The following is a 6,838-nucleotide window of genomic DNA, read 5'->3' on the forward strand; positions in this document are numbered from 1 at the left end:
GGGGCGGTCGTGCCGGGGCGTGCGTCGAGCGTCGTCATGGGAGGAGAACTCCTGAGGGAGAGGAGGTCCGGCGAGGGACGGGGGAGGCGGGGGGACGGGGGAGGGGGCGAGGGAGGTCAGCCCTTGACAGCACCTTGCATGATCCCGCCGACGATCTGCCTGCCGAGCAGACCGAAGACGAGCAGCACGGGAAGCGTTCCCAGCAGCGTTCCCGCCATGATCACGGACTGGTCGTGGACGTATCCGCCGCCCAGCTGGCGCAGGGCGACCTGCACGGTCGGCTCGGAGGAGGAGAGCGCGACGACGGGCCAGAAGAAGTCGTTCCACGAGGCCATGAAGGTGAGCAGGCCGAGCACGGCCATCCCGGGACGCGCGATCGGCACCACGATCGACCAGAACACGCGTGCGGTGGACGCCCCGTCCACCCGGGCCGCCTCGATCAGCTCGTCCGGCAGGGACTGCACCAGATACTGGCGCATGAAGAACACCCCGAAGGCGGACACCAGACCCGGCAGGATGACGGACTGGAGCTGGTTCACCCACCCCAGCTCGGCGACCAGCATGAACAGCGGGATCACGCCCAGCTGCGGCGGGATCATCATCGTGCCCACGGTCACCGCGAGCAGCGCCCCCCGGCCCCGGAAGCGGAGCTTGGCGAAGGCGAAGCCGGCCAGTGTGCAGCACAGCACCGTGCCGAGGGTGACCGAACCCGACACGACGAGGGAGTTCAGCAGCGCCTTGCCGATGTCGGCCTCTTCGAGGACCGCCTCGAAGTTCCGGATCAGATGCGGGCCGGGCACCAGCGCCGGCGGGGCCTGCGCCAGGTCGGCGTTGGAGCGGCTGGCGGCCACGAGGGTCCAGTAGAACGGGAACGCGGAGACCAGGACGGCGAGGACGAGGATCCCGTACGCCAGCGGGCCGGCGTGCAGGGTCCGGCCGGCGCCGGACGGGCGGCGGCGCGGCGGGCGGCCCCGGCGGTCTCCGGCGGGAGGCGGGGGCGCCGCCGCCGAAGCCGGGGGAGGGGCGGTCGGGTCGGCGAGCGCGGTCATCGGCCGGCCTCCTCGCGGTCGGTGCGGTCGGTGCGGTCGGTGTGCGTACGGGAGGTGCGACGGGCGCGCGAGAGGTACGGGGTGCGCGTGCCGCGCCCGGTGCGCCGGCGCCGCTCGGTGCCGGAGCTCCCCTCCCGGCGCTCGCCGCGTGAACGGCGGCGCGCGATCAGGGCGTTGACCCCGACGAGGACCACGATGAGGAGGAACATCACCCACGCGATGGCGGCGGCCCGCCCCAGGTGGAAGAAGCCCCAGCCCTGCTCGTACATGTAGAGGCCGAGCGTCTGGTACTGGTGCGAGATGCCGCCCGAGACGCTGCCTTCGAGCAGCAGCGGCTCGCCGAACAGCTGGGTCGCGCCGATCGTCGAGACGATGACGGTGAAGACGATGGTGGGCCGCAGCCCCGGCAGGGTGACGTGGAAGAACTGGCGCCACCGCGAGGCGCCGTCCATGGCCGCCGCCTCGTACAGCTCGTCGGGGATCGACTGCATCCCGGCCAGGTAGATCAGCGCGTTGTAGCCGGTCCAGCGCCAGATGACGATCGTGGAGACGGCGATCTGCGAGGTGAGCGTGCCGGTCTGCCAGTCGACGGGGTCGATCCCGATCAGCCCGAGCGCGTAGTTGATCAGCCCGAAGTCCCGGCCGAAGAGCTGCGCGAAGACGAGGGTGGCGGCGGCGACGGAGGTCGCGTACGGCAGGAGGATCGCCGTCCGCAGGAACGTGCGCCCGCGCATCCGGTAGTTCAGCAGGTGCGCGAGGCCCAGGGCCATCGCCAGCTGCGGCACCGTCGAGAGCACCCCGATGGTGAAGGTGTTGCGCAGCGAGGTCCAGAAGTAGCTGTCGCCGAACAGGGCGGTGTAGTTGCCCAGTCCCCGCCACTCCATGTCGCCGGGCGTCTGGAGCTCGACGCGGTAGAGCGAGACGAACGCCGTGTAGAGCAGGGGGAAGAGGCCGAAGGCGGCGAACAGGGTGAAGAACGGGGCGATGTAGGCGTACGGGGAGAGGGTCCGCCAGGCCCGTCGGGCGGCCCCCGGCCGTGGGGGCGGGGACGTGGCGGCCCGTCGCGGCGGCGCCGGGGTCTCGGGTGCGGTGAGGGTCACGGGGCGGCCCTTCGGGTGGGGGAGCGGCGGGACGGGAGGGGTGAGCAGGGGGCTCCGCAGCGCCGGTACGGACGGGAGCACGGGACGGAGCGGGAGGGGCGGGGGCGCCGGTACGGAGGGCGGCGCGGTCCCCGGCCCGTGGCCCGCTGCCGGGGCGGGGCGTCAGCCGAGGGTGTTCTCGACGCCCTTGCGCGCGTTCGACCAGGCCTGCTCGGAGGAGACGCCCTTCCGCTCGACCTCGCTGAGCGCGTTGGTGATCTGCTGGGCGATGTTCTGGTCGTGCGGACCGAGGACCTGCACGGGGGCCGCCTTCGCCGCCTCGCCGAAGATCCGGCCGATCGGGGCGTCGGAGAAGTACGGGTCCTTCGCGTCCGCGACCTGGTCGATCGCCCCGGTGGCGGAGGGGAAGTTGCCCTGCTTGCGGAACAGCTTCGCCTGCTGCTCGGGCGCGGTGAGCCAGGCGATCAGCTCGTACGCCTCCTTCTTGTGCTTCGCCGCCTTCGGCACGGAGAGGTACGAGCCGCCCCAGTTGCCCGCGCCGCCCGGCAGCCGGGCGATGTCCCAGGCGCCCTTGCCGGCCTCGCCCGCCTGGCCCTTGATGTAGCCGAGCATCCAGGCGGGGCACGGGATGGTGGCGAAGGAACCGCCGGCGAAGGCCTGGTTCCACTGGGGCGACCACTGGTCGAGCCGGGCGCTCAGCCCGTCCTCGGCCGCCTCCACGGCGTGGTCCCACGCCTCGCGGAGGGCCGGGTTGTTCTCCCAGATCAGCTTGCCGGAGGCGTCGTAGTACCGCTCCTTCTGCTGGCCGATCATGATCGAGTAGAGGCTGCCGACGCTGTCGAGCCACGCGCTCCTGCCGGGCGCCTTCGCCTTGTACTGGCGGCCCAGTTCCAGGTAGCCGTCCCAGGTGGCCCACCGCCGGGCCAGTTCCTCGCGGTCGGTCGGCAGGCCGGCCCGCCGGAACAGGTCCGTGCGGTAGCACATCGCCTCGGGGCCCACGTCGGTGCCGAGGCCGAGGACCTCGCCGTTCCGGCCGGTGGCGGCCGCCCACTTGGCCTCGGCGAACTGGCCCTTGAGCCGGTCGGCGCCGTACGTGCGGAGGTCTTCGAAGCGGTCCGACTGCTGCTGGGTGACGGAGGCGATCCGGCCCACCTCGACACCCTGGACGTCGGCGAGCCCGCCGCCACCCGCCAGCCGCGTCTGGAGCGACTTCCAGTAGTCGGCCTCGTCCTCGGTGTCCGTCTGCTTGATCGTGACACCCGGGTGCAGCTTCTCGTACTCCTCGTAGAGGCCGGCCTCCTTGTACCCGAACGAGCCGAACAGGTCGACGGTGATCGTCACCTTCCCGCCGGCGCTGTCCGCGGACGGGGAGTCCGGGGAACCTCCGCAGGCGGCGAGGAGCGCCCCGGTGAGGGCCAGCGCGCCGAGACGGACGGCGGTTCTCCTGGCGGCTCGGGCGATGGGCATGGGAAGCCTCCTTGGCTCCGGTCGAGCGGGAAACGCTTTGAGAGCGCTCTCAGCGATGCGGTTGGAGCGTGCCCGCGCCGAGGGTGTTCCGTCAAGACTTGAAGGCCTACCGGTCGGGAGTGGTCGCGAACTCCCGGTCATGCACGCTCTCTTGACACCCCGGTTTCGGGAGTTTTACGTTTCCGGCCATCTGAGAGCGCTCTCGAAACCGCTCCGGAGCCCCGCCGGACTCCCCGAATTCCCGTCCCCGCCCCGCATGCGCACCACACACCGTCCCCCACCCCCGTCCCCCCCATCGAGGTGCCGCACATGCCAGCCCCCCGCCTCCGACCGGCCGCCGCACTGGCCCTGGTCGCCGCGCTCGCCGCCCTGGGACTCGGTCCCGCCGCGACCCCCGCGGCGGCCGCCACCGTTCCCGTCGGCGCCGGAAGCCACTCCGACACCCGGCCCCCGGGAACCTCCGGACCCACCACCAACACCGGCACGCCCGTCACCCCCAAGGTCACCGCGGCCGCCCAGGGCCGGCCGGTCCCCACCAACGACTGGTGGTCCTCGCTCGCCTTCCAGCGCTACGGCGACAACCCGTACTCCACCCCCATGTACGGCCACCCGCTCACCTACCAGGCCACCGCCGCGGGCCTCGACATCGGCTACCCGACCAGCCCCGCCGTCGTCGGCGAGGGCCGCCAGTACGAGTACGCCCACAAGCGGGACCTCACCATCGGGCTCACCGGCCTCAACGCCCCCGACACCAAGGTCGACGGCTGGTCCGACTGGACCGTCACCCCCTACTGGTCCGACGGCGCCCGCACCCTGCGCACCACCATCGGCCACGGCATGCCCTTCGTGTACGCCCGAGGCACCGGCGGCGACGCCCGCGTCACCACCGCCACCGCCCCGGCCGTCTTCGCCGACCAGGGCAACGTCCTCGGCATCACGGTCGCGGGCCACCACTACGCCCTCTTCGCCCCCACCGGGGCCGACTGGAACATCGCCGGCTCCACCCTCACCGCGGGCCTCGCCGGCAAGGACTACTTCTCCGTCGCCGTCCTGCCCTCCCCCGAGGCGCTCGCGACCTTCCGCACGTACGCGTACAGCTTCGTCACCGGCTCCACCGTCAACTGGAGCACCTCCCAGGGCACCGTCCGCGCCACCTACACCCTCTCCACCGAGGCGAAGGAGGGGACCGAGCGCGGCACCCTCCAGGCGCTCTACCGGCACCAGTGGCTGCACACCACCGACGCCCTCACCCCGTACACGTACGTCTCCCCGCGCGGCACCATGAAGGTGCGCGCGGCCGCCTCCTTCACCACCGCCCAGAAGGCCGCCCCCGTCCTGCCGGCGCTGCCCAGGGCGGCCGGGACGGACGCGGCCCGGCTGCGCGGCCACCTGGGCGAGGTCGTGAACTCCGCCGACCCGTTCTCCGGGGCGGCCGACACCTACTGGACGGGCAAGGCGCTCGGCAAACTCGCCCAGCTCGTGCCCATCGCCGACCAGATCGGCGAGGGCGCCGTCCGCGACCGGCTCCTCGGGCTGATCAAGGGCCGCCTCCAGGAGTGGTTCACCGCGGGCGGGGCGAGCGAGTTCTCGTACGACCGCGTCTGGAAGACCCTCACCGGGTACCCGGCCTCCTACGGCAGCGACACCGAACTCAACGACCACCACTTCCACTACGGCTACTACGTGTACGCCGCCGCGATCGTCGCCCAGTACGACCCGGGCTGGGCCGCCGACTCCGCCTGGGGCGGCATGGTGAAGACCCTCGTCCGCGACACCGCCAACCCCAGCCGCACCGACGCCGCCTACCCGTTCCTGCGCGGTTTCGACGTCTACGCCGGACACAGCTGGGCCAGCGGCCACCAGGGCTTCGCCGCGGGCAACAACCAGGAGTCCTCCTCGGAGTCCACCAACCTGAGCGCGGCCCTCGTCCTGTGGGGCTCCGCCACCGGTGACACCGGCCTGCGCGACCTCGGCACGTATCTGCTCACCACCGAGGGCGAGGCCATCGCCCAGTACTGGTTCGACGCCGACCAGCAGGTCTTCCCCGCCTCCTTCGGCCATGACACCGCCGGCATGGTCTGGGGCAGCGGCGCCGCGTACGCCACCTGGTGGACCGCCAACCCCGAGGAGATCCACGGCATCAACGTCCTGCCGGTGACCGGTGGTTCGCTCCACCTCGGCGGCCACAAGGAGGCCGTCCGGCGCAACCTCGCCGAGATGGAACGCGAGAACGGCGGGCCCGCCGTCGAATGGCGTGACCTGCTCTGGGAGTTCCGCTCCTTCGCCGACCCGGCCGCCGCGAAGGCGCAGTGGGACGCGGGGAACGCCTCCTACACCCCGGAGGCGGGGGAGTCGCGGGCCCACACCTACCACTGGATCACCACCCTCGACACGCTCGGCGCCCCCGACCCCGCCGTGACCGCCGACCTGCCCACCGCGGCCGTCTTCACCAAGGGCACCACCCGCACCTACGCCGCCCACAACCACGGCTCCACGACCCGTACCGTCACCTTCTCCGACGGCCGCAGCCTGTCCGTGCCGGCCCGTTCCACGGCCACCGCCACCGGCCCCGGCTCCACCGACCCGGACCCGCAGCCGCCGGCCGGCAACACCTTCCAGCTGCGCTCCGGCGGCACGCTCACCACGGCCACCGGCGGCACCGAGGCCGCCGACGTCCTCGCCTCGGCCCAGGGCGCCAACCACGACGGCACCCCGTACCGTCCGCTCGTCTACGAGGCCAGGGGCGTCCACGCGGCCCTGCGGCCCGGCGCCGCCACCGCCTTCCGCCTCCAGGTCGACGCGGGGACGGCCGTGGGCCTCGGCCAGCAGGCCCGCGTCAGCTACGACCTCACCGGCGACGGCACCTTCGAACGCACCGAGACCTACCAGTACTTCGCGACCGACCCCGTCACGGGCTGGGAGGACTACACCGCCGCCCGGGGCCTGAAATCCGCCACCGGCACCCTCGGCGACCTGCGCGGAGGCACCGTCCGGCTGGAGGTCTGGAGCGCCATCGGGAACGGGGACTCCCGCCTGAGGACCGGCGCGGACCGTTCCGTGGTGGTCATCCCGTACGGCTGACCCGGCCCTGCCGTACGGCGCTCAGGCGGAGCCGCGCAGCACCAGCGAGGTGGGGGTGATGACGGACTCCGGGACCCCGGCGCCCGTCCCGTCCAGGAGGCGCATCAGCAGCCGGACCATCAGCCGGCCCATGCCCTCGAT

General features: G+C 72.7%; 3 protein-coding genes and 2 pseudogenes. 1 reads left to right on the forward strand and 4 read right to left on the reverse strand.

What is annotated here, in order from left to right; all coding sequences use genetic code 11:
- Positions 1 to 116: 116 nt before the first annotated feature.
- The 3 genes and pseudogenes from RIF68_RS22015 to RIF68_RS22025 form a co-directional block, all read right to left on the reverse strand.
- A complete protein-coding gene (locus tag RIF68_RS22015) occupies positions 117 to 1,049 on the reverse strand; it encodes a carbohydrate ABC transporter permease (RefSeq protein WP_309053008.1) in 933 nt (310 codons plus the stop codon).
- A gap of 140 nt (positions 1,050 to 1,189) precedes the next feature.
- Positions 1,190 to 2,149, reverse strand: a pseudogene (locus tag RIF68_RS22020) (carbohydrate ABC transporter permease); the annotation flags it as partial.
- A 162-nt stretch (positions 2,150 to 2,311) separates the two neighbouring features.
- Positions 2,312 to 3,616 (reverse strand): extracellular solute-binding protein, encoded by a 1,305-nt coding sequence (locus tag RIF68_RS22025; RefSeq protein WP_309053009.1) that lies wholly within the window; start codon positions 3,614 to 3,616, stop codon positions 2,312 to 2,314.
- Between the two features lie 309 nt (positions 3,617 to 3,925).
- On the opposite strand from RIF68_RS22025, the gene RIF68_RS22030 reads away from it, so the two are divergent.
- Positions 3,926 to 6,697, forward strand: a complete 2,772-nt coding sequence (locus tag RIF68_RS22030; protein WP_309053010.1) for a glycosyl hydrolase — start codon at positions 3,926 to 3,928, stop codon at positions 6,695 to 6,697.
- A 21-nt stretch (positions 6,698 to 6,718) separates the two neighbouring features.
- Here RIF68_RS22030 and RIF68_RS22035 read toward each other — a convergent pair.
- Positions 6,719 to 6,838 (reverse strand): annotated as a pseudogene (locus RIF68_RS22035) (LacI family transcriptional regulator); the annotation flags it as partial.

This window comes from Streptomyces sp., assembly GCF_031178505.1.
In the GTDB taxonomy this organism is placed as follows: domain Bacteria; phylum Actinomycetota; class Actinomycetes; order Streptomycetales; family Streptomycetaceae; genus Streptomyces; species Streptomyces gulbargensis.

What these genes read in the sequence shown, in the direction of transcription:
- RIF68_RS22030 (WP_309053010.1), top strand. Translation starts at nt 3,926, where the DNA reads ATGCCAGCCCCCCGCCTCCGACCGGCCGCCGCACTGGCCCTGGTCGCC.
- RIF68_RS22015 (WP_309053008.1), bottom strand. Translation starts at nt 1,049, where the DNA reads ATGACCGCGCTCGCCGACCCGACCGCCCCTCCCCCGGCTTCGGCGGCG.
- RIF68_RS22025 (WP_309053009.1), bottom strand. Translation starts at nt 3,616, where the DNA reads ATGCCCATCGCCCGAGCCGCCAGGAGAACCGCCGTCCGTCTCGGCGCG.